The organism is Actinoplanes sp. NPDC049802 (genome assembly GCF_040656595.1).
GTDB lineage: Bacteria > Actinomycetota > Actinomycetes > Mycobacteriales > Micromonosporaceae > Actinoplanes.
This window is the reverse complement of sequence record NZ_JBFAMR010000001.1, coordinates 63,666-89,045: the sequence shown is the minus strand read 5'-3', so window position 1 is coordinate 89,045 and position 25,380 is coordinate 63,666. Positions and strand designations below refer to the sequence as shown.

Below are 25,380 nucleotides of genomic sequence, written 5' to 3'. Positions count from 1 at the left end.
AACCAACGTAGGGGATCCGGCATCAGGCCCGCAGGGATTCCAGCCGGCGGCGAGACGACGGCCTGAGGCTGTCGTCCGGCGTACCTCCTTCGGCGACATCGACCGCACCGGCGCCGCGGCTCACGCGCGCCGTTCGGCCCGCCAGGGTCAGGAGATCAATCTGCCTTGATGCGATATCGATCGAGCAGGGCGACGATCTCGTCGGCGGCGCGGCGGAGTTCGCTGATGTCGTCGTCCGTGAAGGTGTGCGCCGCGCCACCGACGACGCAGTGCGCTCCCAGGAACTGTCCGTCCAGCTCCAGCGGCACGCCGGCGTAACTGCGGACACCCTCGAAAGCGACCATCGGGTTCGTGGCGTGGTCGGGGTCGGCGGAGGCGTCGACGATGACGTAGGGGCCGCGCCGGTGCACGGCACGGGCACAGAACGACCACTCGACCGGGGTGCCCCGGGATTCGGCGACCCAGCCGGTGACGCCGTGCGAGCCGGCCAGGAACTGGGCGGTGTCCAGCACCAGCGTGACCAGGCTGATCGGCAGTCCCAGCCGCTGTGCGGTGCGTTCGGTGATGCTGTCGAGCCGGTCCCGCAGGTCGGCGTTCTCCAGATCGATGCTGGCCAGGACCCGCATGCGCCGCGGATCGCCGAGCTGGGACAGGTGGTCGGTGTGAGTGTCCATGGATGCTCCCGGAGATGCAGCCGACGCTGCTACTCGGCGTCGCGGTTTAGGTGGTGAGCGGCGGACGACTGGTCATCGGCGACCGTGCGGATGCCGAGGCCGCGCCCGGCGCAACGGCGTGGGCCGCGGCGGATCCCCGGTCGCCGCGCAGGCCGATCGGCTCGCCGCGAACGGGTCGGCCCCCACCCGCGGCCGGTCGGCGAAGTTCTGCCTGTTGATTCCGGCATCCTGACCTCCAAGGACGGTGACGCGCGGTCCATGACCAGGTCGCCCGGGGCCGTCAACGTTCCTATCGGCCGGGGCCGCCGGTCTACTGAGCCAATTCCCGGCAGCAGATAGATCCTGGTCGACTACCTGCCTGTCGCGAGGTCCCGTTCCTCATGCACCCCTGACACCGAAAGAGCGTCGTCACCCACCCCACACCCATGACTGCGTACCTTTGCGCTGGTCGGCCCAGCGGCCAGCCCGAACTCCCCGGCTGGTCGTGAGCGCTGGAGCTGACCCTGCTGGCCGAACCGCCCGCCCCGCCCGCCTGCACTCCCGCCGGGCGGGGGCGGGCACGCCCCGAGCACCGCTGTGACGCTCGTGAGCGACCGCGCGGGGCCCTGCGTGCGTGCCGAATCGCTCGGCACCGTCTGCCCGCCGGGCGGGCGCACACAGTGCCCTGCCGTCCCGGCGTCCTGCCGCCCGGCGCCCTGCCCCCGGCGCCCTGCCCCCGGCGCCCTGCCCCCGGCGCCCTGCCGTCCTGGCATCCAATGGGCGGAGGGCCAGCGTCCAGGGCAATGTGTGCTCGGAGAACACGACACCCGTAGTGGGTGTGACGACACCCGTTGCGGGTGTCACGTCTACGGAACACAGATAGCCGAGATCCGTGTCCCGTCCCCCCGAACGGGGACTCGTCTCTACGTGCGCTGCCAGCCGGTGACCGTGGCGGTGGTTGCGTATGGCAGCCGGCCGGTGCCACACGCTGGAGTTCTACGGGGCAGCGTCAGCAGCGGTCGCCGAGGAGCCCTCGCGGCCGGCCGGGTCGTTTCGCCGGTCTTGCCCAGCGACGAGCGCACCGTTCACGCAATGCCGTCTACATCCGCCGGATCGGCAACCGGGGCGGGGTAGCGTCCCTGGCGAGATGATCGTGCCACCGTACGGGTGGTGGGGGAATGCCTGCTGAGAATCGCGCCGTTCTGCTGTCCGCGCCCGACGTCGGGGACCTCGAGGCGCAGTACGTCGTGGCCGCGCTGCGGTCGGGCTGGGTGGCGCCGGCCGGCCCGGATCTGGATCTGTTCGAGCGGGAGATCGCCGACCGGGCCGGCGTGCCGTACGCGGTCGCGCTGAGCTCGGGCACCGCCGCCCTGCATCTGGCGCTGCTGGGGGTGGGCGCCGGCCCCGGTGACGTGGTGGTCGTGCCGACCCTGACGTTCGCGGCCACCGCGAACGCCGTGGTGTACACCGGCGCGACGCCGGTCTTCGCCGACTGTGACGAGGCCACCGGCAACCTCGATCCGGATCTGCTGTCCGGTCTGCTCGCCGGCGGCGGGCCGGTGCGCGCGGTGATGACGGTCGACGTGTACGGGTCCTGCGCCGACTACGGGCGGATCCTGCCGTTGTGTGAGCGGTACGGCGTTCCGGTCGTCGAGGACGCGGCGGAATCCCTCGGCGCCGCCCGTGACGGACGGCCGGCCGGGTCGTTCGGCCGGGTGGCGGCGTTCTCCTTCAACGGCAACAAGGTGATCACCACGTCGGGTGGTGGCATGCTGCTCACCGCCGACGCCGGGCTGGCCGCCCGGGCGCGCTTTCTGGCCGGGCAGGCGCGGTCGCCGGTGCCGCACTACGAGCACGCCGACATCGGTTACAACTACCGGCTGAGCAACGTGCTCGCCGCGCTGGGCCGGGCGCAGCTGTGCCGGCTGGACGGGATGATCGCGCGCCGCCGGGCGGTCCGTGACGGGTACGCGAAGGTGTTCGCGCACGTGGACGGAGTGAGCCTGCTGGGTGGCGACGACCAGGAGGCCAACTGCTGGCTCACGGCCGTCGTCGTCGATCCCGGCCGGGCCGGCTGGCGGGCTCGTGACCTGGCGGTTCATCTGGCGGGGCGGAACGTGGAGACGCGGCCGGTGTTCAAGCCGATGCATCTGCAGCCGGTGTTCGCGGGTGCCCGCGCCGTGCTCGGCGGCGCCGCCGAGCGGTTGTTCACCAACGGCCTGGTGCTGCCGTCCGGCTCGGCTCTCGCCGACGGCGAGGTGCGCCGGGTCCTCGACGACATCACGGACTTCCTGGACGGTTTCCGGTGACCCGCGCCTCCGACGTGGCGCAGCGGGCGATCGACGTGGTGGTCGCCGGCGCCGGCCTGGTCGTTCTCGCTCCGGTGATGGCCGGGGTCGCGGTGGCGGTCGCGGCCGGGATCGGCCGGCCGGTGCTGTTCCGCCAGGCACGTCCCGGGCTGCACGGCCGCCCGTTCACGTTGATCAAGTTTCGCACCATGCGGGACGTCGACGAGGAGCGCGGCCTGGTCACCGACGCCGACCGGCTCACCGGCCTGGGCCGGGCGCTGCGCGCGGCCAGCCTGGACGAGCTGCCGACCATGTGGAACGTGCTGCGCGGGGACATGAGCCTGGTGGGGCCGCGGCCGCTGCTCCTGCACTACCGGGACCTGTACACACCGGAGCAGGCGCGCCGCCAGGAGGTGCGGCCGGGGGTGACCGGGCTGGCGCAGGTGAGCGGCCGCAACGGCCTGACCTGGGAGGAACGTTTCGCGCTCGACGTCTGGTACGTCGAGCACCGTTCGCTCGGCCTGAACCTGCGGATCTGTGCGCGGACCGTCCTGACCCTGTTGCGGCGGGAGGGCATCACCGCGCCGGGGGAGTCGACGATGCCGCAGTTCACCGGCACGCCGCGGGCCGCACGCGAGGGCCGTGACGGTGCCTGAGCCGATCGTCATCGTGGGCTGCGGAGGCCACGGCCGGGAGATCTTCGGGATCATCGCGGCCATCAACGACAGTGGCGGCGACGTGTGGAAGGTGGCGGGCTTTCTCGACGACGCGCCGTCGGAGGCCGGTCTGCGGGGCGTCGAGCGGCTCGGGTCGGTCTGGCTCGGGCCCTGTGGGCGGTTGGCGGGCCTGGACGCCCGGTACGTCATCGGCATCGGCGACCCGCGCATCCGGGCCGGGGCCGCCGACCGCCTCGGCCCGCTGGGCACCCCGGCGTCCCCGCTCGTGCATCCGGCGGCGACGGTGGGCCTGGACAACGACATGGCGGACGGCGTGGTGGTGTTCGCCGGGGCCCGGATCACCACGAACGTGACCCTGGGCCCGCACGTGCACGTCAACCAGAACGCGACGGTCGGCCATGACGCGGTGCTGGCCGCCTTCGTGCAGGTGAATCCGCTGGCGGCGGTCTCCGGCAGCTGTGTCCTCGGCCGGGCGGTGCTGGTGGGCACGAACGCCGCGATCCTGCAGGGGCGTTCGGTCGGGGACGGCTCGACGGTCGGCGCCGGCGCGTGCGTGGTCCGGGACGTGGGCGCGGAACGGATCGTCAAAGGCGTTCCGGCCCGGTAACATCCGCCTTTATGGTGAGTTTGTGCGAATAACCTATATTCACCAGTATTTCAAGACGCCGGGAATGGCCGGTGGAACCCGGTCCTACGAGTTCGCCCGGCGGCTGGTGGAACGCGGCCACGAGGTGCACATGATCACCGGTGATCCGGACGCCGACCGGTCCCGGACCACCCGGGAAGCGGGCATCGTCGTGCACTGGCTGCCGGTGCCCTACAGCAACGCCATGTCGTACCGTCGGCGGATCATGGCGTTCCTCTGGTTCGTCGGCCGTGCCGCGGTGACGGCCGGGCGGCTGCGGCACGATCTCGTCCTCGCCACCAGCACGCCGCTGACGGTCGCGATCCCGGGCGCCTACGCGGCGCTGCGCCGCCGGGCGCCGATGGTCCTGGAGGTGCGCGACGTGTGGCCGGAACTGCCGATCGCGGTGGGTGCGCTGCGCTCACCGGTCAGCCGCTGGGCCGCCGGGCGGCTGGAGGCGTGGGCCTACCGGCGGGCCGCGCACGTCATCGCGCTGTCGCCGGGCATGGCGGCCAGCATCCGCCGCCGCTTCCCGGAGGTGGCGGTCACCGTGGTGCCCAACAGCTGCGACCGCGACCTGTTCGCCGGCGCCGACCGGGCCGGGGCCCGGCTGCGGGCCGAGACACCGTGGCTCGGCGGCCGGCCGCTGGTGCTGTACGCCGGGGCGCTGGGACTGGCCAACGGCGTGGACTACCTGGTGCGGATGGCCGCCCGGCTCGCCGAGACGGATCCGGAGGTGCGGATCGCGATCGTCGGCGACGGCCGGATGCGCCAGGCGCTGCGGGACCTGGCCACCGAGCTGGGCGTCCTGGACCGCAACCTGTTCCTGCTCGGGCCGGTCCCCAAGTCGCGTGTGGTGGCCTTCTTCGGCGCGTGCGACCTGGCGGCGTCGGTGTTCCTCGACATCGCCGAACTCGGCGACAACTCGCCCAACAAGGTCTTCGACGCCTTCGCCGCCGGGCGGCCGGTCGCCGTCAATCACGGCGGCTGGATCGCCGAGCTGCTGGCCGGCAGCGGCGCCGGGCTGGTGCTTCCGCCGGGCGATCCCGCGGGTGCGGCCGCCCGGGTCTCCGCGTTCCTGGGCGATCGCGCGGCGTGTGCGGCGGCACGGTCGGCCGCGTACGCGCTGGCATGCGACCGCTTCGACCGTGAACTGCTGTTCCGCGACTTCGAGCGGGTGCTGCTCGGGGCGTCAGCGCCGGGCCCGGACCGGTCGCCGAGCGGGGCGTACGGCGGCCAGTAGCAGCAGGATCCACATCAGCCGGGCGTCGTAGTAGTCGCCGGAGAAGAGGCTGGCCGCGCCGATGAAGATGCCGCAGTAGGCCGCCGTGCGGGCTTCCAGGCTGCGCTGCGGCAGGGGCAGCGCCGCGTACGCGTGCCACAGCCCGAGCCACGCGACCGCCAGCAGCGCCAGCCCCACGAAGCCGCCCTCCGCCGCGATGGACAGCGGCAGGTTGTGCACGTACCGCTCGCCGAATCCGAGGTCGGTGACGGTGTGGAAACCGTTGACGCCGGAGCCGAGGACCGGCCGTTGCAGGAAGAGCCGGATCGCCATCTGGAACAGCACGTCACGCGACGACGCGTACCCCTGCCCGATGGTCTCCTCGACGAACCGTTGCCGGACGTAGTCGGCGATCATCGGCCCGGCCAGGATGACCAGGACCGCGCCGACCACGGCGACCAGGGCGAGTGGTTTCACGAGCCGGTCGGCGTCGATGCGCGGCCGGATGGCCAGCAGCGCGATGACGATCGTGATGGCGAGCGCCACGATGCCGCCACGGGAGCCCGAGGCGATCGCGCCGAACATGAACGCCGGCATCGGGATCAGCCAGATCAGCCGTTCGCCGCTGCGCAGGTACAGGTAGAGCGAGGTGATGATGCCGAGGATCATGATGCGGATGAAGACGTTGGGGCCACCGCCGAGCGCCGCCCACCGGCCGTTGGAATGGTGGCCCCGGCCGGACGCCGCCGCCAGGAAGTAGACCCACGCGGTGGCGTGGAAGAGTTTCAGGGTCGTCGCGGTGACCCAGTCGCGGTCCCAGGCCGCCAGGTTGAAGTAGACCACCGCCAGCCCGGCGATCGCGCACAGGTCGCCGACCACCGGGCCGGTCTCGGTGCCCGGCGGCACCCAGAGCACCGACAGCATCTGGTACAGCAGCAGCGCCAGAATGCCGAGCAGGGCCTGCGTGCCCTCGACCGGGCGCGGGCCGATGTGATGCGCCTCCAGGACGACGGCCAGGACCAGGACCAGGAACAGGGGTACGCGTACGTCGTTGACGAGCGGGACGTCGAAGCCGATGCGGTCGAGGGTGAAGCGGCCGGACAGGGCGGCCACGAACGCGATCAGCACCACCGGCCCGGGGCGGGCCGGGGCGGTCATCGGCGCTGACGGCGCAGGGCGTACGCGGTGAGCCCCACCGCGTCCAGCCCCAGCGCCGCCGAGGCCACCACGAAGCCCAGCACCGCCGCGTCGGGCGGCGCCAGGACCGCCTTCGCGGCGCCGGTCACCACGATCTCCAGCGCCAGGCACGCCAGCAGCAGCCGGCTCACGACCTTGGCGTCCAGCAGCGTGTCCATCGTCGGGCGGGCCGCGTAGAACATGGCGAGCGGGACCGCCGCGAGCACACCGAGCCGCAGCAGCGGGACGGTGGCGGCGAACTCGGGGCCGAGGAAACCGCGGACCATCGCCGGCGCGAACAACAGGATCACCCCGGTGGGGATCAGTGCCAGCAGCGCGGCGAACACCGGCAGGAGGGTGAGCAGCCGGTGCACGCCGCTGTTCTCCCCGCCCCGGTGGAACAGCCGGCCGAGCCGGGGCATCAGCACCGGCGTGAGCATGGCGAAGACCGAGCAGATCAGGGTCACCGCCGAGGTGGTGAACCCGAGGTACCCCGCCTGCGGGCTGCCCGGCATCATCACCGCCACGGCGAAGGTCGGCACGGTGTAGAGCGCGGGCAGGGCGACTTCCCCGGGCATCCGGCGTACGCCGTACGTGACGAGGGTTTTGACGTCGGGTTCCGGGGTTTTCTCCGCCGTGGCCGGAAGCCGCCGGACGGCGAGGGTGCCGCACAGGCCCACCAGGGCGGCGCCCACGCCCTGCAGGATCAGGAAGTCCTCGATGCGTGCCACCGCGGCGAAGGCGAGCAGCGGGGTCAGCCCGAAGCCCGCCCACATGCCGAGGATCGCGCCGCCCGTCTGATGGGTGCCGCGCAGCGCGGCGAGCGCGACGGTGCACAGGCAGTTGCCACCCAGCATGATCATGACGGCGGTCACCGCGGACCGGCCGCCGGCCACCCCGAGCAGGCCGGCGATCCGGTCGCCGGCCGCGACACCGGCCAGGCCCACGCCGACGACCACGGTGGCCTCGAGGGACAGCGCCTTGCGGGTGAGGCGCCGGGTGGTGTGCTCGGTGCGGGGCAGGTAACGCAGCAGGCCCACGCCGAGCCCCAGGAGCAGGACCGGCTGCAGGGTGCTCACCGTGCTCCGGGCGATCTGGTAGAACGTGAACCCGTCGACGCCGCCCCGCCGCGCGACCAGGTGGAACAGCAGCAGGCCGACGGCGAGCACGAACCACTGGACCAGCAGCGTGACGACGTAGTCGCGGCGTACGGCCGCGGGCACGCTGCGCAGCAGCGACCGGAAGCCGAGGCGTTCACCGGCGGCCATGCATCAGGCCGCCTGCATCTTCCAGCCGCCCGGGCCGTGCTGTGGCGGCTTCCGGGCGGTGAGGTACGTGTCGTAGTTCGGCACCGCGTCCGGGCCCTTGCGGGCGACCATGTTCAGCACGCAGCCCAGCAGCGTGGCGTTGACCGCGTGCAGCGCCCGTACGGCGGCGGTGACCTGCGTCTGCGTCGTGCGGCGGGCACGCACGACGAGCAACGTGCCGTCGGTGCGGGCGGCGACCACGGCGGCGTCGGTGACCGGCAGCAGCGGCGGGCAGTCGAAGATGACCACGTCGAACCGCTTGCGGACCTCGTCGACCAGCTCGGTCATCCGGGGCGAACTCAGCAGTTCGCTCGGGTTCGGCGGGGTCCGCCCGCTGGCCAGCAGCCACAGCCCCGCCCCCCACGGCTGGAGCACCTGCTCCAGCGGGGCGGTGCCGTCCAGGACCGTGCTCAGGCCGGCCGAGTCCTCCCGGCCCAGGAACGCGGCCAGCCGCGGATGGCGCAGCTCGGCGTCGACGACGAGGACCCGCTGCCCGGCCTCGGCGAACAGCAGGGCCAGCCCGCAGGCGGTGGCCGACCGGCCCTCGCCCGGGACCGCGCTGGTCACCGCCAGGGTCTTCACCGAACGCGCGGCGGCGGCGCACTGCACCTGTGTGCGGACCTCACGCAGCGCCTCGGTGCGCGCCGAGCCGCTCGGCGAGACGATCGGGCCGCCCGGGTCCAGTGGCACCCGGGCCAGCACCGGCGCCGAGGTGAGCGTGTGGAGCACCTCCTCGGTGCGGACCGTCTGATCGGCGACCTCCCGGCCGACCGAGGCGATCGCGCCGGCCACCAGCCCGGCCACCAGGGCGAGAGCGAAGTTGTTCACCGGGTCCGGATGGACTGGGTCCTCGTCCAGGGCGGGCCCGTCGACGACCGTGACCTTGACCAGCGACGCTTTGCCCGGCTCCGGCCGTTCGAGTTCCTCGATCGCGCTGACGAACCGTGCCGTGATCCGGGTGAGCAGCAGCATCGCCCGGTTGCGGTCCAGGTCCTCCACGGCCACCTCCATCATCACGGTGTCCGGCACGATCTCGGCGGAGATCGCCTCACGGACCTCCTCCTCGTCCAGGTCGATGCCGGGCGTTCCGGCGAGTGGGCCGGCGATCTCGTCGCTGGTCAGCAACTCGACGTAGGTGGCCAGGCGGCTGGTGTTGAACATGGCGGCCGGGTAGAGGTCGGCGGCGCCGGAGATCGGGGTGGCGAAGAAGAACGTGACCCGTGCCGCGTACACCGGGGTGGCGTAGAGGTTGACGAGGAGGGCCACGGCGAGCGCGAGCGCCACCGAAGCGGCCAGCAACCACCGGTGCCGTCTGGCGACACTGAGGTATTCGCGCAGTCCCACCCAGACTCCTCGTGTCGAGGCTGATCGCCAGGATAGGGCTATACCTCACGCGAATCCCCCAGATCAGAAAAGTACTCATTAATAGCCATTGAGTGCTCGATACTCAGGAATATGAGGGGCGCTCGCCTGCTGCCGCTGCTCGTGGACAGCGCCGCCTGGGTGGCCGGCCTGCTCGTAGCCGTCCACGCCCGTTACGACTTCGCCCCCGTCCACCACCGCCTCGCCGGCACCCTGGCCGCCATCGCGCTGGCCATCGCCCTGCAGGCGGCGGTCGGCCACACCCGGCGGCTCTACCGGGGCCGCTACCGCTTCGCCAGCTTCGAGGAGGTGCACGCGGTCGCCACCACCAGCCTCGCGGTCTCGTTGCTCCTCACCGCCGGCATGTTGCTGGCCCGTCCGCTGGTGCCGGTCGGGGTGCCCGCCGTCGGCGGGGCGGTCGCGCTGACCCTGATGATGGCCGCCCGCTACCTGTGCCGGCTGCTGCTGGCCCACCGCCTGCGCCCGGACCGCCGCACCGCCGCCCCGGTGCTCCTGTTCGGCGCGGGCCGGGCCGCCGACCTGCTCCTGCAGTCGATGCTGCACGATCCGAAGGGCCGCTACCTGCCGGTCGGCATGATCGACGACGACCCCGGCAAACGGCGGCTGCGCCTGCACGGCGTGCCGGTCCTGGGCGGCCGCGACGACATCGCGCGGGCGCTCACCGGCACCGGCGCCGGGACGCTGATCTTCGCGGTGGCCAACGCGGACGCCGCCCTGGTGCGCGAGGTCCGCGACCGTACGCTGGAGGCCGGCGCCGCCTTCAAGGTGGTGCCGTCGGTCAGCGAGCTGATGGACCAGCCGGTACGCGTCGGCGACGTCCGCGAGGTGCAGGTCGCCGACCTGCTCGGCCGCCACCAGATCGACACCGACCTGACCGCGATCGCCGGCTACCTGACCGGCAAACGGGTCCTGGTGACCGGGGCCGGCGGGTCGATCGGATCCGAGCTGTGCCGGCAGATCCATCACTTCCGCCCGGCCGAGCTGCTGATGCTGGACCGCGACGAGTCGTCACTGCTGGCCACCCAGTTGTCGATCGACGCGCAGGCCCGGCTGGACGACCCGTCGGTGATCCTGGCCGACGTCCGCGACGCCGGGCGGATGCGGGAAATCTTCGGCACGCGGCGGCCCCAGGTGGTGTTCCACGCGGCCGCCCTCAAGCACCTGGCGCTGTTGCAGCGCTACCCGGCCGAGGCGATGAAGACCAACGTGCTGGGGACGCTGAACGTCCTGGAGGCCGCCGAGGCCGCGTCGTCGGTCGAGCGGTTCGTCAACATCTCCACCGACAAGGCAGCCGATCCGTCCAGCGTGCTCGGCTACTCGAAACGGATCACCGAGCGCCTCACCGCGTGGACGGCCCGGCGCAGCGGTGGCACGTTCCTGAGCGTCCGCTTCGGCAACGTGCTGGGCAGCCGCGGATCGGTGTTCACCACGTTCAGCACCCAGATCGCCGACGGCGGCCCGGTCACCGTCACCCACCCGGAGGTCACCCGCTACTTCATGACCATGCAGGAGGCCGTGCACCTGGTGATCCAGGCCGCGGCGATCGGCACGGGCGGCGAGGCCCTGGTCCTGGAGATGGGCGACCCGGTGCGGATCGCCGAGGTGGCGCGGCAGATGGTCGCCCTGTCCCACACCTCGACCCCGGTCGTCTACACCGGGCTGCGCTCCGGGGAGAAGCTGAACGAGACACTCTTCGGCGCCGGTGAGACCGGGCGGCGGCCGTTCCACCCGCTGATCTCCCACGTGCGGGTGCCGCCGGTCGACCCGGCCCGCATCGTGCCGTTCCCGTCCGGCGCCGACCCCGCGATCCTGATCGCCCACCTGGCCGAGACGTGCGTGCTGCCCGATCCCGGACCACCCGGGACCGAGAAAAGTGAAACCGACAAACACGAAGAATCTAATTCTCCCGCGTGAAAGCCCTGACACTGCTGCAATCGGGTACATGGCATCCAGGCAAGACGACGACCGGTCCGAGCCGAGGCCGGCCCGAGCGGGCGTCCACGCGGCGCTGCGGGCCTGGCGCGACAGCCTGATCGACCTCGGCGACAACAACCGCCTGATCAACTTCGTCGACGGCAACGGCGACGCCGTGGAATTCACCTCGCCGGACGCCGACGAGGTGGTCGCCACGCTGACCCGCGGCGGGCTGTGCACGCTGGCCGGATCCGACGACGGCACCGGCCGGGACGTCGTGGCGCTGCGTGCCGAACTGCCGGGGCGCCTCCTCGGGCCGTCGCTGCGCCGGATGATGCGCCGCGCCCAGCAGGAGAACCTCGACCGTGGCGTGGCCGTGCTGCACCTCGCGCTCGGGCTGCTGCACTGGCGGCTCGCCGCCGACGACGAGGACGCCGACGTCGAGGCCCCCGGCTCCGCCAGCCCGCTGCTGCTGCTGCCCGCCGAACTCGTCGCGGGCGAGCAGGGCGGGAACCCCGGACTGCGGCTGGCCGACGCCGACCCCGTGCTCAACCCGGCTCTCGTCCTGCGGCTGCGGCGCGCCGGCATCACCGTGCCCGCGCCGGACCCCGGTGCCGAACTGCGCGTCTCCCGGTTCTGGGACGAGGTCACCGACACCGTGGCCCGCCGGCACGGCTGGCACGTCGAACGGTCGGTGATCCTGACCTGCCTCACCTTCCACAAGGAGGCGATCTACCGGGACCTGGAGGACAACGAGCAGCGCATCCTCGCCCATCCGGCGATCCGTGCCCTCGCCACCACCGGCCCCCAGCGGCAGACCGACCGGTTCCGGTTCACGCCGATCAGGCCCGAGGACGCCGACCGGATCGCGCCACCCGAGGACGTGCCGCTCGTGCTGGACGCCGACTCGTCCCAGCGGGCCTGCGTCGCCGCAGCCCTGGCCGGGCACAGCTTCGTCATGGACGGGCCGCCCGGCACCGGCAAGTCGCAGACCGTCGCCAACATGATCGGCGCCCTGCTGCACGCCGGGAAACGGGTCCTGTTCGTCTCCGAGAAGGTCGCCGCCCTCGACGTGGTGCGCAACCGGCTCGCCGAATCCGGGCTGGACCGTTACCTGCTGGAACTGCACGGTCAGAAAGCCGGCCGCCGCGAGGTCGCCACCCTGCTGGCCGCCGCCGTCGACGAGGCACCCGAACCGCCCGGTCCCGGCCCGGCGATGGACCGGGACGCGCTGCGTGAACGCCGCGAACGGCTGACCGCGTACGCGTACGCCATGAACGAGACCCGCCGGCCGCTCGGCGCCGGACTCCACGAGATCATCGGCCGCTGCGCCGGGCTCGCGAAGGTGCCGGCCGCGCCGGCACCCGCCATCGCCCCCGACACCCTCACCCCCGACGTGATGCACCGCATCCGCAAAGCCACCGACCAGCTGGCCCGCACCTGGCGGGCGATGTCCGGCGGCGACGCCCTGCTGTGGCGCGACGTGACCACCCGGGAACCGCTCGACCCGGCCCTGAGCCGTGCCGAGAAGGCCCTCGCCGCGCTCGCGCGTACCGCCCGCGCGGCCGACCGGGCCGCCGGCGCGTTCGGGCTGCGCCGGCCGTCCGACGCGCCCACCCTGGCCCGGCTCGCCGAGCACGCGGGCGCCCGGCCCGAACAGGTCGCCGACGACTGGCTCACCGCCGCCGACCTGGACCCGGTCCGCGAGGCCGCCGACCGGCGCGGCGAAGTGCTGGCCGCCGCCACCCAGGCCGCCGAAGCGGTCAAACAGCGCGCCGGAGTGCCCTGGAACGTGCTGCCCGACCCCGCCGACCTGCCACCCGTCCCCGCCCTGGACGGGCTCGCCGCGCCGGTCGACCTCGGCGCGCTGACCGCCGCCGACGCCGACGAACTGGCCCTCTCCTTCACCCGGGCCGCCGAACAGCTCGAGAAACACCGCCGTGCCGTCGACCGGATCACCGCCCGGCTCGGCCTGCCCCCGGTCGCCACCTGCCGCGACATCGCCGGTGTCGCCGCCGTCGTCGAACTGGGCACCCGCAAACACAAACCGGAACGGTTCTGGTTCCGGGCCGGGGCGCTCGCGGCCGTGCAGACCGGGGCGAGCACGCTGCGCCGGGCCCTGGAGACCCTCGTCGCGGCGGAGATCCAGGCCCGGCCCTACTTCTCCGAGGCCATCCTGGCCCAGCCGATCGAGGAACTGGCCGAACGGTTCACCCACGTGCACCGCGGATTCCGGAAACTGTTCGGGGCGTACCGGCAGGACAAGCGGCAGGTCGCCGGGTTCGTGCTGCCCAACGCGCACCTCGGGGTCGCGATCTCCCGCATCGGCACGGCCGTCGCCTGGAAACGGGCGCTCCAGGAGCTCGCGGCCGCCGAACACTCCTACGCCACCGCGCTCGGCCGGTACTGGCAGGGCCGCGGCACCGACTTCGCGGCCCTCGACGAGGCCATCGCGGTCGCCTCGTCGGCGCTCGCCGTCGCCCCGCCCAGCGCCCTCGAAGCGGTCGTCGGCTACCTCTGCGCGCCCGCGCCCGACCCCGTGCCGATCCAGGTGGTCACCGAGGCCCGCGACGCGCTGCTGCGCTGGCAGGCCACCCTACGGCCGGCGCCCTACCCGGCGGCGCGGCCGGACCTCGTGACCGGGCCCATCGACGACGCGATCACCTGGCTCCAGCGGCACAGCGAGGCCCTGCAAGCGGCGGCGGAGACCGTTCGGGCCCACGACTTCGTGACCGGGCGGCATCTGGACTACGCGGAGACCGTACGCCTGGGGGAGTTGCGTGCCACGGCGCAACAGGCCGCGGCGGCGCTCGGCGCGCGTACCGGGGAACTGCCCGAAGCCGAACCCGCGGCCCTCGCCGCGGCCATCGCCTGGGCCGCGACCGCCCGGGAGATCGCCGGTGGACCGCTCACCCCGGCGCAGGTCACCGCCCTGCGGGAGCTGCGGCCGGTCCCCGCGCTCGCCGAACGCGCCCGCGAATGGCAGGAGGCGAGCCGGGCCGTCCTCGACGGATTCGGCCCGGCCCGGCAGGAAGACCTGCGCGCCCGCTTCGCCGACTACCGGCTCGCGGCGGCGCTGCTGCGTGACATCCGCGACGACAGCAGCGGCCAGGAGGAGTGGTTCGCCTGCCTGGAGGCCCGCGACGTGCTCGCCTTCCACGGGCTCGACGCCGCCGTCGAGTTCTGCGCCGACCAGAACCTGAGCAGCGCGATGGTGCCCGCGGTCCTGGAACGGGCGCTGCTGCACGGATGGGTGGACGCGGTGGCCCGCGCCGACGACCGGCTGCGGCCCTGGCGCGGCAGCGACCGCGACCGGCTCGTCGCCGAGTTCCGGCAGGCCGACGAGAAACTCGCGGCCGTCGCGGCCCGCGACATCATCGCCGCGGTCGAGGCCCGGCGGCCGCCGGCCGACAGCACGGCCGCGCAGTTGCTGCGGCGCGAGGCCATGAAGGCCGAACGGCAACTCCCGGTACGCGAACTGCTCGCCCTCGCCCGCGACGCCGTCCTCGCCCTGCGCCCCTGCGTCCTGGCCTCCCCGCTGACGGTGAGCCAGTCGCTCCCGGCCGACATCGACTTCGACGCGGTCATCTTCGACGAGGCCTCCCAGGTCACCCCGGCCGAGGCGGTCAACTGCATCTACCGCGGCCGGTCCCTGATCATCGCCGGTGACGACCGCCAGTTGCCGCCGACGTCCTTCTTCGACCGTTCCTTCACCGCCGTCGACCAGGACACCGAGGTGCTCGACTACCAGTCCGTCCTGGAACTGGCCAAAGCCTGCGGCGCGTTCCCCGGCCTGAGCCTGACGTGGCACTACCGCAGCCGGCATCCGGCTCTCGTCGCGTTCGCCAACGACGCCTTCTATCAGGGGCGCCTGAGCACTTTCCCGGCGCCCGCCATCGGCGGGCCGGACACCGGCGTCGAACTGTTCCCGGTCGCCGGCGTCTACCGCCGCGCGACCAGCCGGGACAACCCGGTCGAGGCCGAACGCGTCGCGGAACGGATCGTGCACCACTTCACCACCCGCCCCGAGCAGACGCTGGGCGTGGTCACGTTCTCGGTCGCGCAGGCAGAGGCGATCGAACGCGCCTTGACGCGGATCTCGGCGGGCCGCCCCGACCAGGACCGCGCGGTGACCGACGTCCGGCTGCACGGCTTCTTCGTCAAGAGCCTGGAGTCGGTGCAGGGCGACGAACGCGACGTCATGATCTTCTCCATCGGGTACGGGTACGACGAGGCCGGGCGCATCAGCGCCAACTTCGGCGCGCTGAACCGGCCCAACGGGTGGCGGCGGCTGAACGTGGCGATCACCCGGGCCCGCCACCGGGTGGAGATCGTGACCTCGATCCTCTCCCGGGACGTGCCCGAGTCCGAGAACGAGGGCGTCCGGCAACTCGCCGCCTACCTCGACTACGTGGAACACGACGCGGGCGGCGCCGACCTGGACCGGGTGGACGGGACCAGCGAGTTCGTCAACTCGGTGCTGGAGAGCGTGCGGGGCTGGGGATATCCGGCGACCGCCGGCCTCGGCACCGCGGGCGGGCGCATCGACATCGCGATCCGGCACCCGGACGACCCGGCGGGCGACTACCTGCTCGGGGTGCGCTGCGACGGGCCCGGCTACCGCGACTGCCCGGCCGCCCGCGACCGGGACCGCCTGTACGACCAGGTGCTTCGCGGCTTGGGCTGGCGGCTGCACCGGGCATGGGCACTGGCCTGGTACCGCGACCGGGCCGGTGAGGAGGCCCGCCTCATGACGGCCCTGGAACAGGCCGCCGCGTCACGCCGGGGCCGCACCGGCCCGGTCGAGGCGCCCGCGGCGAGCCGTGCGGCCGTCGCCCCCGCCCGCTCGTGACCTGAGGTCCGCCGGCCGGCGCCACGGAGAGGCCCGCACACTTGGGCATCCTGGTATTCGAACCTACGATAGTCGGACGTCCTAGTATCTGTTCGCCGGTCCGGGCGGCAGGGAAAGCCAGGTGCAGACATGCATGTCCCCACCCATCCGGTCCGTTTCGTCACGGCGGCGAGCCTGTTCGACGGGCACGACGCGGCGATCAACGTGATGCGCAGGCTGCTCCAGGCACAGGGCGCCGAAGTCGTCCACCTGGGCCACGACCGCAGCGTCGACGCGGTCGTGCGCGCCGCCGTCGAGGAGGACGTGCAGGGCGTGGCGATCTCGTCCTACCAGGGTGGCCACGTCGAGTACTTCACGTACCTGGTGCAGCGGCTCGCCGCGGCGGGCGCCGGGCACGTCCAGGTGTTCGGTGGCGGCGGCGGCGTGATCGTGCCGGAGGAGATCGCCGCGCTGCGCGAGCTCGGCGTCCGGATCTTCTCGCCGGAGGACGGCCAGCGGCTCGGCCTCCCCGGCATGATCAATCAGCTGATCGAGGCCTGCGACATCGACCTCGCGGCGGCGGAACCGGATGTCGAGGCGGTGCTGTCCGGCGACCTGGCGGCACTGGCCCGGACGATCACGGTGCTGGAGGCCGGCCGGTCACCGGCGGCGGCCGCCCGGCTGCGCGAGATCGCGGCCGGCCGCACCGTGCCGGTCCTGGGCATCACCGGCACCGGCGGCTCGGGCAAGTCGTCGCTCACCGACGAGCTGGTGCGCCGGTTCCGCCTGGACCAGGAGGACAAGCTGCGCATCGCCGTCCTGGCGATCGACCCGACCCGGCGGCGTGGCGGCGGCGCGCTGCTCGGCGACCGGATCCGGATGAACGCACTGGAGAGCGGGCTCGGCGGCAGCCGCACGTTCTTCCGCTCGCTGGCCACCCGCGGCGCCGGCGCGCAACTGCCGGAGCGGCTCGACGACATCCTGACCGCGGTCAAGGCGGCCGGCTTCGACCTGGTGATCGTGGAGACGCCCGGCATCGGACAGGGCGACGCCGGGATCGTTCCGGTCGCCGACGTGTCGCTGTACGTGATGACGCCCGAGTTCGGCGCCGCCTCCCAGCTCGAGAAGATCGACATGCTGGACTTCGCCGACGTCGTCGCGATCAACAAGTACGAGCGGCGCGGCGCCGAGGACGCCCGCCGCGACGTGGCCCGCCAGCTGGTGCGCAACCGTGAGGCGTTCGGCGTGGCCTGGCAGGAGATGCCGGTGTTCGGCACCAGCGCCGCCCGCTTCAACGACGACGGCGTCACCGCCCTCTACCAGCGGCTGCGCGAACTGCTCACGGCGAAGGGCCTGCCCGCCGGCGCGGGGACACTGCCGGCCGTCGAGGTCCGTGCCTCGTCCGGCCTGACCAGCGTGGTGCCGGCCGCCCGGTCGCGGTACCTCGCCGACATCGCCGACGCCGTCCGCGGCTACCACCACACCACCGGCGAGCAGGCCGGCATCGCCCGCCGGCGGCAGGCGCTGCTGCTCACCGCGGACCTGCTCGACGGCGACGGTGACGAGCCGGCGGCGGCGCGCGTGCGGGACCTGGCGGCCGCCGCCGACGGCGAGCTGCTGCCGGACGCCCGTGACCTGCTGGAGCGGTGGCCGGCGCGGGTCGCCGACTACTCCGGCGACGAATACGTCTACCGCGTCCGCGATCGCGAGATCCGTACGCCGCTGACCCGCAGGACCCTGTCCGGATCGACGGTTCGCCGGGTGGCGCTGCCCCGCACCCGCGACGACGCCGAACTGCTGTCCTTCCTGCGCCGGGAGAACCTGCCCGGGTTCTTCCCGTTCACCGCCGGCGTCTTCCCGTTCAAACGCGAGGGCGAGGCGCCGGCCCGGATGTTCGCGGGCGAGGGCGACGCGTTCCGTACCAACCGGCGGTTCAAGCTGCTGAGCCGGGGCGGTGACGCGACCCGCCTGTCGACCGCGTTCGACTCGGTGACCCTCTACGGCCGCGACCCGGACCCGCGCCCCGACATCTACGGCAAGGTCGGCACCTCCGGCGTCTCGATCGCCACCCTCGACGACATGAAGGCGCTGTACGACGGGTTCGACCTCTGCTCGCCGACGACCTCGGTGTCGATGACCATCAACGGCCCGGCCCCGGCGATCCTGGCCATGTTCCTGAACACCGCCATCGACCAGCAGATCGCCGCGGCCCCGGGAGAGCCGCGCGAGCAGGTCGTCGCACGGACGCTGGCGACCGTGCGGGGCACCGTGCAGGCCGACATCCTCAAGGAGGACCAGGGCCAGAACACCTGCATCTTCTCCACCGAGTTCGCGTTGCGCTGCATGGGCGACATCCAGCAGTGGTTCATCGACCACGGGGTCCGCAACTTCTACTCGGTGTCGATCAGCGGCTACCACATCGCCGAGGCCGGGGCGAACCCGATCAGCCAGCTCGCCTTCACCCTCGCGAACGGGTTCACCTACGTCGAGTCCTACCTGGCCCGGGGCATGCGGATCGACGACTTCGCGCCGAACCTGTCGTTCTTCTTCTCCAACGGCATGGACGCCGAGTACTCGGTGATCGGCCGGGTCGCCCGCCGGATCTGGGCGGTGGCGATGCGCGACCGGTACGGCGCGGGGGAGCGGTCGCAGAAACTCAAATACCACGTGCAGACCTCCGGCCGCTCGCTGCACGCGCAGGAGATGGACTTCAACGACATCCGGACCACCCTGCAAGCGCTCTGCGCCATCTACGACAACGCCAACAGCCTGCACACCAACGCGTACGACGAAGCCGTCACCACCCCCACCGAACAGTCCGTCCGGCGTGCCCTGGCCATCCAGATGATCATCGACCGGGAGTGGGGCCTGGCCGGCAACGAGAACCCGCTGCAGGGCTCCTACATCATCGACGAGCTGACCGACCTGGTGGAGGAGGCGGTGCTCGCCGAGTTCGAGCGCATCGCCGACCGCGGTGGTGTGCTGGGCGCCATGGAGACCGGCTACCAGCGCGGCCGCATCCAGGACGAGTCGATGCTGTACGAGCACCGCAAGCACGACGGCACGTTGCCCCTGATCGGCGTCAACACGTTCCTCGACCCGAACCGCGACCAGACCCCGCCGCAGACCGTCGACCTGGCCCGGGCCACCGAGGAGGAGAAGCGGTCCCAGCTGAGGCGGCTGGCCGACTTCCACGCCCGCCACGCCACCGAGGCGCCGGCCGCGCTGGCCCGCCTCCAGCAGGTGGCGATGTCCGGCGGCAACGTGTTCGGCGAGCTGATGGAGGCGGTCCGGCACTGCTCGCTCGGCCAGATCAGCGACGCCTTCTTCACCGTCGGCGGCCAGTACCGGCGCAACGTGTGAAAGACGACCTCGGCCACCCGGTGCCCCTGGACACGCCACCCCGGCGGATCGTGTCGCTGGTGCCGTCACTCAGCGAGGCGCTCGCCGTCACCGTGCCGGAGCGGCTGGCGGGGGTCACCGACTGGTGCACCCACGTCGCCGGCCTGGACCTGCCGCGGGTCCGCGGCACCAAGAACCCGGACCGGGCGGCGATCGCGGCGTTGCGGCCCGACCTGGTGGTGGCCAACCAGGAGGAGAACCGGCGGCTCGATGTGGAACGGCTGCGCGCGTCCGGCGTACCGGTCTGGGTGACGGTGATCGAGTCGGTCGACGAGGCCCTGCGCTCGATGCGGCGATTGTTCGCCGAGGTGCTCGCCGTCGGTGAGCCCGACTGGCTGCGGACCGCGGCCGACCGGTGGCGGCGGCCTGCGCCCGGCCCGCGCCGGAAGGTGGCCGTGCCGATCTGGCGGGACCCGTGGATGGTCGTCGGCGCCCGCACGTTCACCGGCGACCTGCTGTCCCGGCTCGGTCTCGACAACATCTTCGGTACGGGCGGCGAACGGTATCCCCACGTCGACCTCGCGGACATCCACGCGGCCCGCCCCGATCTGGTGCTGTTGCCCGACGAGCCGTACGCCTTCGGCCCGGACGACGGCCCCGAGGCGTTCCCCGGGACCCCGGCGGTGCTCGTCCCGGGCCGTCTGCTGACCTGGTACGGCCCGTCGCTGGCCACCGCCCGTGGTGAGCTGGCCGGCATGACCGGACGGCCGGCCGCCGGATGACCCCACATGACGATCAGCGCGTGCCCCATCCTGACCGAGAACCACTGGATCCCATCGCCGAGGCGCGTCGGCTGTGGATCGAGCACGGGTGGGAGTCGGCCGCGGACGGCATGGCCGCCGTGACGTCGCTGATGCGCGCCCAGCAGATCGCGCTGGGCCGGGTCGAGGCGGTGCTGCGCCGCTACGGCGTCACCTTCGCCCGGTACGAGGTGCTCATGCTGCTGTTCTTCAGCCGTGCGGGCTCCCTGCCGATGGGCAGGATCGGTCAGCGGTTGCAGGTGCACCCGACGAGCGTGACCAACGCCGTCGACCGGCTGGAGGCGGCCGGCCTGGTCCGCCGCTCGGCGCACCCGGCCGACCGGCGTGCCATCCTGGTCGAACTGCTCGGCGCGGGCCGTGAGCTGGCGCTGGCCGCGACCAAGGACCTCAACGCCGAGGTGTTCGAGGCGCCCGGCATCCCGCCGTCCGGGGTCACCGGCCTGGTCGGCATCCTCACCGAGCTGCGCCGCGACGCCGGAGATTTCTGACGGCGAGGTGTCCGATCCGGGGTGGCCGTTCGTGGAGACAATGCGAGGACCGCACGGAACACGAGGAGACGACATGCCGGAGTACCTGATCACCTTCAACGACGAGTGGGTGCCGGAGCACACGCCGGAGCAGATCGCCGAGAAGGCCGAGGCCGCGCGGGTGGTGATCGACGACATGCTGGCGGCGGACGTGCTGGTCTTCAGCAACGGCGGGCTCGACCGGTCCACCGCGGTGTGCGGCGTCGAGGCGGTCGACGGCCAGGCCGTCTTCACCGACGGGCCGTACGTGGAGACCAAGGAGCACCTCGGCGGCTTCGCCGTGGTGGACGTTCCCGACGACGAGGCGGCCCGCTACTGGGCCGGACGGCTCGCGACCGCGCTCGACTGGCCGCAGGAGGTGCACCGATTCCGCGGTCCCGGTGTGGCCCGCGGTGACGGCGCCCCGGCCAGGTGAATCCGGCCGGGGAGGCGATCACCCACGCCCACCGCGAGGAGTGGGCGCGGGTCGTCGCCGGTCTCACGCGCCGGTTCGGTGACCTGAGCGTCGCCGAGGACGCGACCGCCGAGGCGTTCGCGGCGGCCGCGCAACGATGGCCGCGCGACGGTGTGCCACCCAACCCGGGCGGTTGGCTGACCACCACGGCGGCCCGCAAGGCGATCGACTGGTTGCGCCGCGAGTCGCAACGCGACGCCAAACATGAGGCGGCCCGCATCGTGTACGACGACACCCCCGCCGGGCCGGCCGGACCGGTCGAGGACGACCGGCTCCGGCTGATCTTCACCTGCTGCCATCCGGCGCTGGCCATGGAGGCGCGGGTGGCGCTCACTCTGCGCCTGCTCGGCGGGCTCACCGTCGCCGACATCGCCCGCGCGTTCCTGGTGCAGGAGGCCGCGATGGCCCGCCGCATCACCCGGGCCAAGGCGAAGATCAAGGCGGCGCGCATCCCGTACCGGGTGCCTTCGTCCGGCGACATCCGGGAGCGGCTGGCCGGAGTGCTCGCGGTCGTCTATCTCATCTTCAACGAGGGCTATCTGGCCGGTGACGGCGACGATCTGGTACGCGTGGACCTCACCGACCAGGCCATCCACCTCGGCCGTCTGCTGCGGACCCTGCTCCCGGACGACGGCGAGGTGGCCGGGCTGCTCGCCCTGATGCTGCTCACCGATGCCCGGCGGCCGGCGCGCGTGTCCCGTACCGGGGAGCTGGTGCCCCTCGGCGAGCAGGACCGGAGCGCCTGGGACCGGGCCCTCGTCGCCGAAGGCCGGGCCCTGGTGCGGGAGCGGATCGACGCGGTGGCGGCCGGCGCCGGTCCGGCCGGGCGCTACCAGCTGCTGGCCGCGATCAACGCGATCCACTCCGAGGCGCCGTCGGTCGAGGAGACGAACTGGCCGGTGATCGTCGCCCTCTACAACCGGCTGACGGTCCTCGACCCGTCGCCGGTCGTGCGGCTCAACCGGGCGGTCGCGGTCGCCGAGGTCGACGGTCCGCGAGCCGGGCTCGACGAGGTGGACCGTCTCACCGAGGCTCTCGACGGCTACCACGCCTTCCACGCGACGCGCGCCGACCTGCTGCGGCGTCTCGGGCGGGCCGGCGAGGCCCGGGCCGCCTACGACCGGGCCATCGAGCTGGCCGGCACCCCCGCGCAGCGTGACTACCTCACTCGCCGCCGTGACCAGCGGCCGGCCGAACACAGCGGCGTGTGACCGCGGGAACACCGTCCGGGTACCGGCCAGGTCGGTTGGCCCTTCACAGCAGCCCTAAAGTCCGATACGGATCAGCCGGGTGGTGACATTGCCGGTCCTAGGTTGCCGCCGAGCCGTATTCATGTTTCGCTGGCGCCGGGCCTTCCACACCGAAGAAGGCGTGCATCCTGGGGGCGGATGAGTGGCCATCTTGTCGGTGCGGCGATGAACAGCCATCCCAAGGGTTTCGGATCGGCCCGGGTTCCGGGTGGCACCGTGGGCAAACGGCTTTCCGAAGATGATCCTTCGATGTGGTTGTCCGTCGCCAAAACGGCGCTGCCGCTGATGATGCGCGGCGGCGTCGACCGGCCGCGCCTGCTCGAACTGCTCGACCGCGCCGCCGGCGACCCGTTGACCGTCGTGCGCGCCGGGGCCGGCTGGGGCAAGACCGTGCTGGTCTCGACCTGGGCGAAGAACAGTCCCTTCCCCGTCGCCTGGCTGAGCCTGGACCGGTACGACAACGATCCGCAGACGTTCTGGGCCTACGTGGTGGCGGCGCTGGACGGCGCCGGCGTCCTGACCGCGGCCAATCCACTGCTCCAGATGGGATCGGTGCCCCGCGACGAACGCGAACGCGGTATGCGGATCGCCGCCGGGCTGAGTCACCTGCCGGACCGGACAGTGCTGGTGATCGACGACTTCCACGTCATCGACGACCGGCAGGTACTCGACGAGATGAGCGCCGTCCTCCGGCACCCGCCACCGCCCCTGCGGCTGATTCTGATCACCCGAAACGAGCCCCCGCTGGCGTTGCACCGGTTGCGGGCGGCCGACCTCGTCAGCGAGATCCGCGCCGGCGACCTGGCCTTCACCATGGAGGAGGCGATGGAACTCGCCGCTGTGCACGGGCTCGCTCTCGGCCCGGACGACGTGACCATGATGGTCGGCCGCACCGAGGGCTGGGCCCTGGGCCTGCGACTGGGAGCGGTGTTCCTCGCCGGCGCCGGCGGAACCCGCTCCGTCGCCGACTTCGCCCGTGACGTCCGCGCCGTCGACGCCTACCTGACCGACGAGGTCCTCGCCGGATGCCCGCCCCGGCAACGCCGGTTCCTGCTCGAGACGAGCATCTGCGAGCAGATGTGCGCCGGCCTGGCGAACGCGATCACCGGGAGCGACGACGGGCAGTGGACGCTCGAGGAACTGGAGCAGAACAACGACTTCGTGACCCGCCTGGGGCCCAAGCCCGTCTGGTTCCGCTACCACCACCTACTCCGAGACATGCTGGCGCACCGGCTGCGCCTGGAGACGCCGTCGGACCTGCCCGAACTGCACCGCCGTGCCGCCCGCTGGTACGCCGCCCACAACTCCGTGATCGAAGCCGTGACTCACGCGGTCCACGCCGAGGACTGGGCGTACGTCGGCAGCCTCGTCACCGGGCAGGCCGGCCCGCTGATCCTGTCACTCCAGCGGGCCGCCCTGGTCCGGGTGCTCCGCCGGGTGCCACGGGAGCAGTTGGCCGCCACACCGGACCTGATGGCGTGCGACGCGCTGCTGCTGTTCCACGTCGGGGACTACGAAGCCATCCCGGCCCGCGTCAGCAGGATCCGGGAGCTGCTGCGAGACCGGCCGGCCGCGGTCCGTGATCCCATCGAGGTGCTGCTGATGGCCCTGCAGGTGGCGGCGGACCGGGCGATCGGCGACATGCCGGCCGTCATCGCGGTGGAGGACGAACAGCTCGCGCTGCTGGCCCGGTCGCCGTTCCACCACGTCACCGCGGTGCTTCAGTTCCGGGCCATCGCCCTGAACAGCAGGGGTGTCGGCCTGATCTGGACCGGCCGGATCGACCGCGGCGCCGCCGACCTGCGGGCGGCGTCCGAAGCCGCGGGCGCGGCCGGCGTCGAACTGGCCCAGATCAACGCCACCGGCCACCTCGCTCTGCTCGAGATGATGCACGGCTCGGTCAGCGAGGCGGCCCGGCTCGCGGGCAGCGCCCGGGAGCTGGCCGAACGCCGGGCGTGGCGTTACACCGTGCAGACCGTCGCCGCCCATTTCGCGCAGGCGCTCGTCCACCTGGAACGGCAGGAACTGAACGCCGCCGAGGAGGTGCTGCGCGACGGTCTGCGTGCCCACGACGCCGAGCGGGAAGCCGCCCAGCGGCTGGTCCTGCTCGGCGTGCAGGCGCGGCTGGCGCTGGCCCGGGGCAACCCGCACCACGCGCAGACGCTCCTGGACCAGGCACGCCGCGACCGGCATCCGCGGATGTACGTCCCCACCCTCGACGACTGGCTCACACTTCTCGGCGCGGAGGTCGATCTCGCCGTCGGCCTGCCCGAGCGGGTCGTGCAGCGCTACCCGGGCACGCCCTCCGGCCTGGCACAGCGGGTCCGCCTGGCCCGGGCCGCCCTCGCCCGCCGCGACCTGAGCCGCGCCGAGAAGCTGCTCGCCGACGGCCCCGTCACCCGCCCGGAGACGGTCGCGATCGTCGAGGCCGGCGTCGTCGGCGCCCTGGTGGCGGACGCGCGCGGCTACGCGACCCAGGCGGTGGACCTCCTTCTGGAAGCCGTCCGGGTGGCGGTCCGGGAGGGCATCCGCCGGCCGTTCGCCGCCATGTTCGACGCCCGGCTCGCCGGGCTCTTCGACCGGCTGCGGCTGCTCGAACCGGAGCAGGCGGCCGCCGCCGCCGACCTCATCGCCGGTCTCCCCGGCGCCGGCCGTCCGCCGGCGGCCCCGCATGGGGGCGCACACCTCAGCGAGCGGGAGGCGGAGGTGCTGCGCTACCTGCCGACGATGCTGACCACGGCGCAGATCGCCGTCGAACTCGGTGTCTCCGTCAACACCGTCAAGGCCCACATGCGAGCGATCTACCGCAAGCTGCAGGCCGAGCGGCGCAGCGACGCGGTGGTACGCGCACGGGACATGGGAATCCTCTGACCCGGCGTCACGGTGGGAGCGGATCGTCGATGGCTCTGC

At 72.8% G+C, this 25,380-nt stretch carries 16 protein-coding genes; 12 read left to right on the top strand and 4 right to left on the bottom strand.

The genetic code is table 11. The features are described 5' to 3' along the window. Window positions 1–155 precede the first annotated feature (155 nt). A complete protein-coding gene (locus tag AB0I88_RS00385) occupies window positions 156–674 on the bottom strand; it encodes a GAF domain-containing protein (RefSeq protein ID WP_361016613.1) in 519 nt (172 codons plus the stop codon). Between the two features lie 1,157 nt (window positions 675–1,831). On the opposite strand from AB0I88_RS00385, the gene AB0I88_RS00380 reads away from it, so the two are divergent. The 4 genes from AB0I88_RS00380 to AB0I88_RS00365 are packed head-to-tail and all read left to right on the top strand — an operon-like array spanning window position 1,832 to window position 5,486. Continuing rightward, window positions 1,832–2,962: an aminotransferase class I/II-fold pyridoxal phosphate-dependent enzyme gene (locus AB0I88_RS00380; protein ID WP_361016610.1), complete on the top strand. Its 1,131-nt coding sequence runs from the start codon at window positions 1,832–1,834 to the stop codon at window positions 2,960–2,962. Continuing rightward, window positions 2,959–3,597, top strand: coding sequence for a sugar transferase (locus AB0I88_RS00375; RefSeq protein ID WP_361016607.1), 639 nt, complete (start codon window positions 2,959–2,961; stop codon window positions 3,595–3,597). The genes AB0I88_RS00380 and AB0I88_RS00375 overlap by 4 nt, the downstream gene beginning before the upstream one ends. After that, entirely contained in the window at window positions 3,590–4,225 is a 636-nt protein-coding gene (locus tag AB0I88_RS00370; protein WP_361016605.1) for a NeuD/PglB/VioB family sugar acetyltransferase, read from the top strand. Before AB0I88_RS00375 ends, AB0I88_RS00370 begins: the two co-directional genes overlap by 8 nt. A 22-nt stretch (window positions 4,226–4,247) precedes the next feature. Next, on the top strand, window positions 4,248–5,486 hold the full coding sequence (locus AB0I88_RS00365) for a glycosyltransferase family 4 protein (RefSeq protein WP_361016602.1): 1,239 nt from the start codon (window positions 4,248–4,250) through the stop codon (window positions 5,484–5,486). Here AB0I88_RS00365 and AB0I88_RS00360 read toward each other — a convergent pair. From AB0I88_RS00360 to AB0I88_RS00350, 3 genes are read right to left on the bottom strand one after another with little or no spacing between them, the layout of a single operon-like run. After that, window positions 5,436–6,623, bottom strand: a complete 1,188-nt coding sequence (locus AB0I88_RS00360) for an O-antigen ligase family protein (RefSeq protein WP_361016599.1) — start codon at window positions 6,621–6,623, stop codon at window positions 5,436–5,438. The two genes, AB0I88_RS00365 and AB0I88_RS00360, sit on opposite strands and share 51 nt — an antisense overlap. Beyond that, on the bottom strand, window positions 6,620–7,909 hold the full coding sequence (locus AB0I88_RS00355; protein ID WP_361016596.1) for a hypothetical protein: 1,290 nt from the start codon (window positions 7,907–7,909) through the stop codon (window positions 6,620–6,622). Before AB0I88_RS00355 ends, AB0I88_RS00360 begins: the two co-directional genes overlap by 4 nt. A 3-nt stretch (window positions 7,910–7,912) precedes the next feature. Beyond that, complete coding sequence (locus AB0I88_RS00350; RefSeq protein ID WP_361016593.1) at window positions 7,913–9,292, bottom strand: polysaccharide biosynthesis tyrosine autokinase; 1,380 nt, start codon at window positions 9,290–9,292, stop codon at window positions 7,913–7,915. A gap of 111 nt (window positions 9,293–9,403) precedes the next feature. Between AB0I88_RS00350 and AB0I88_RS00345 the strand changes: the two genes are divergently transcribed. The 8 genes from AB0I88_RS00345 to AB0I88_RS00310 all read left to right on the top strand — a co-directional run bounded on the left by AB0I88_RS00345 (window position 9,404) and on the right by AB0I88_RS00310 (window position 25,341). Next, entirely contained in the window at window positions 9,404–11,245 is a 1,842-nt protein-coding gene (locus AB0I88_RS00345; RefSeq protein WP_361016590.1) for a polysaccharide biosynthesis protein, read from the top strand. 28 nt (window positions 11,246–11,273) lie between these two features. Continuing rightward, window positions 11,274–16,097 (top strand): AAA domain-containing protein, encoded by a 4,824-nt coding sequence (locus AB0I88_RS00340; RefSeq protein ID WP_361016587.1) that lies wholly within the window; start codon window positions 11,274–11,276, stop codon window positions 16,095–16,097. A 129-nt stretch (window positions 16,098–16,226) separates the two neighbouring features. After that, the gene (icmF, locus tag AB0I88_RS00335) at window positions 16,227–19,439 is read left to right on the top strand and encodes a fused isobutyryl-CoA mutase/GTPase IcmF (protein WP_361016585.1); all 3,213 of its coding nucleotides are present in this window, start codon (window positions 16,227–16,229) and stop codon (window positions 19,437–19,439) included. Next, on the top strand, window positions 19,436–20,200 hold the full coding sequence (locus AB0I88_RS00330) for a helical backbone metal receptor (protein WP_361016582.1): 765 nt from the start codon (window positions 19,436–19,438) through the stop codon (window positions 20,198–20,200). Before icmF ends, AB0I88_RS00330 begins: the two co-directional genes overlap by 4 nt. A gap of 20 nt (window positions 20,201–20,220) precedes the next feature. After that, window positions 20,221–20,727 carry a MarR family transcriptional regulator gene (locus AB0I88_RS00325; protein ID WP_361016579.1) on the top strand — a complete coding sequence of 169 codons (507 nt, stop codon included), beginning with the start codon at window positions 20,221–20,223 and terminating at the stop codon, window positions 20,725–20,727. A 73-nt stretch (window positions 20,728–20,800) separates the two neighbouring features. After that, the gene (locus tag AB0I88_RS00320; protein WP_361016576.1) at window positions 20,801–21,181 is read left to right on the top strand and encodes a YciI family protein; all 381 of its coding nucleotides are present in this window, start codon (window positions 20,801–20,803) and stop codon (window positions 21,179–21,181) included. Continuing rightward, window positions 21,178–22,431, top strand: coding sequence for a DUF6596 domain-containing protein (locus AB0I88_RS00315; RefSeq protein WP_361016573.1), 1,254 nt, complete (start codon window positions 21,178–21,180; stop codon window positions 22,429–22,431). Before AB0I88_RS00320 ends, AB0I88_RS00315 begins: the two co-directional genes overlap by 4 nt. A gap of 288 nt (window positions 22,432–22,719) precedes the next feature. Continuing rightward, window positions 22,720–25,341, top strand: a complete 2,622-nt coding sequence (locus tag AB0I88_RS00310) for a LuxR C-terminal-related transcriptional regulator (RefSeq protein WP_361016570.1) — start codon at window positions 22,720–22,722, stop codon at window positions 25,339–25,341. Window positions 25,342–25,380: the final 39 nt, after the last annotated feature.